Source organism: Streptomyces sp. NRRL WC-3549, from assembly GCF_000721935.1.
GTDB lineage: Bacteria > Actinomycetota > Actinomycetes > Streptomycetales > Streptomycetaceae > Streptomyces.
Genome location: NZ_KL585418.1, coordinates 92470 through 94484 on the forward strand (window position 1 = coordinate 92470; position 2015 = coordinate 94484).

Here is a 2015-nt window from a genome sequence, read left to right on the forward strand (position 1 = left end):
GTCCGCAGCCGGTCCGCGGCGGTCGTCGCCGGGTCCGGGACGTCCGGGGAGCGGAGCCGTACCAGCACCGCCAGGGACGGGGAGCCGGCCTCCCCGACCGCGGCGAGGGCCGCCGCCGACGGCACCGTGCGCACCGACGGTGGGCCGTCCTGCCACGGGGTCACGCACACCACGGTGTGCAGCCCCTCCGCGTCCGGGCCGAGCGCCTCGCCCAGGGCGGTCACCGCCGCCTGGTGCTGCCGACCGGGCCCGGTCGTGAGCACCGCGGCGAACTCGCGGGTCAGGTCCGCGCCCGCCCGCGCCTCGGCGAAGAGGAGCACCCCGATCCGGGCGGCCACGTCCATGGCCGCCGCCAGCTGCCCGTCCGTCGGTCCCGGTTCCGCGTCGAGCAGCCACACGTAGCCCAGGACGACCCCCCGATGGCGTACGGGAAGGCAGATGCGGTCCCGGTGGACCCCGGCCTCCGGGGCCGCCGGGATGCGGAGCGGGCCGGTCGCACGGGTGATGCCGAAGGCCTCGAACCAGGCCCGGACGGCCGGGGTGGAGCGCCGGGTCAGGATCGAGCGCGTCCGGACGGGGTCCATGGCCGTGTCGTCGTCGCTGTCGTGGGCCCCGAAGGCGACCAGGCCGAAATCGCGGTTCTCCAGGGTCGCCGGGGCGCCGAGCAGCGCCGAGATCTCGTCGACCAGCTCCTGGTAATCGCCCTTCATGCAGCCATTCTCGCACTCTTCAGACATCTGTCTGAGTCGGTGGCCACAGATGCGTGACAGGTGTCGATGGCATGGCGGGGGAAGCTTCCCTAGATTTCACGGTGGTTCTCCGTGCCGTCCCGGTCCGTATCTGTTCGTCCTGGTTCGGCCCCGTCCGTTCATCCGTGGAGGTGCCCCGTGCTGGGTCCCGTGATTCTCGCCGCGTCCCGCAGCGACAAGATGCGTCGTTTCGTCTCGGCCGCGCCGGGCACCAAGCAGGTCGTCGACCGGTTCATCGCCGGTGAGACGGTCGACCAGGTCGTCGAGATCGTCCGGAACTCGGCGGACAAGGGCCTGGAGGTCACCCTCGACGTCGTGGGTGAGGACATCACCACCCCCGAGCAGGCCGCCGGCGCGCGTGACGCCTACCTGGAGCTGATCGGCCACCTCGCCGACCTGGGCCTGGGCACCGGCGCGGAGATGTCGGTCAAGCTGTCGATGTTCGGGCAGTCGCTCCAGGACGGCCACGAGCTGGCCCTCGCCAACGTCCGCCCCGTCGTCGAGGCCGCCGCCGCGATCGGCACCACGGTCACCCTGGACGCCGAGGACCACACCACCCTCGACTCGATGTTCGCCATCCACGAGGAGCTGCGGAAGGACTTCCCGCAGACCGGTTGCGTCATCCAGTCCTACCTGTTCCGCACCGAGGAGGACGCCCGCCGCCTCGCCGCGGCCGGCAGCCGGGTCCGCCTGGTCAAGGGCGCCTACAAGGAGCCGGCCTCCGTCGCGTACCAGGACAAGGCGGAGATCGACAAGGCGTACGTCCGTATCCTGAAGACGCTGATGCACGGCCAGGGATACCCGATGATCGGCTCCCACGACCCGCGGCTCATCGCGATCGGACAGGAGCTCGCCCGCCAGGCCGGGCGCAAACTGGACGAGTACGAGTTCCAGATGCTGTACGGCATCCGGAGCGACGAGCAGCTCCGGCTCGCGGCCGAGGGCCACCGGATGCGCGTCTACACGGCGTACGGCACCGACTGGTACGGATACTTCATGCGCCGCCTGGCGGAGAAGCCGGCCAACCTGCTGTTCTTCGCCCGCTCCGTCGTCACCAAGGGCTGACGGCCGAGGGCACCCCCCGGCCGTACGACCCACCCCAACAAAGGAGGCATGTCACTCATGGACGCTGTGACCCAGGTCCCCGCACCGGTCAACGAGCCGGTTCACACCTACGCCCCCGGCACCCCGGAGCGAGCCCGTCTGGAGGCGAAGCTCAAGGAGCTCGCCGAGAACCCGGTCGACCTGCCGATGACCATCGGCGGG

1 protein-coding gene and 1 pseudogene are annotated in these 2015 nt (G+C 71.2%); one reads left to right on the forward strand and one right to left on the reverse strand.

Annotated features, from left to right (window positions below; translation table 11 throughout):
• Positions 1-710: pseudogene (locus IH13_RS0123965) on the reverse strand (PucR family transcriptional regulator); the annotation flags it as partial.
• A gap of 177 nt (positions 711-887) precedes the next feature.
• Between IH13_RS0123965 and IH13_RS0123970 the strand changes: the two are divergent.
• Positions 888-1814, forward strand: coding sequence for a proline dehydrogenase family protein (locus tag IH13_RS0123970; RefSeq protein WP_031087718.1), 927 nt, complete (start codon positions 888-890; stop codon positions 1812-1814).
• Positions 1815-2015 lie beyond the last annotated feature (201 nt).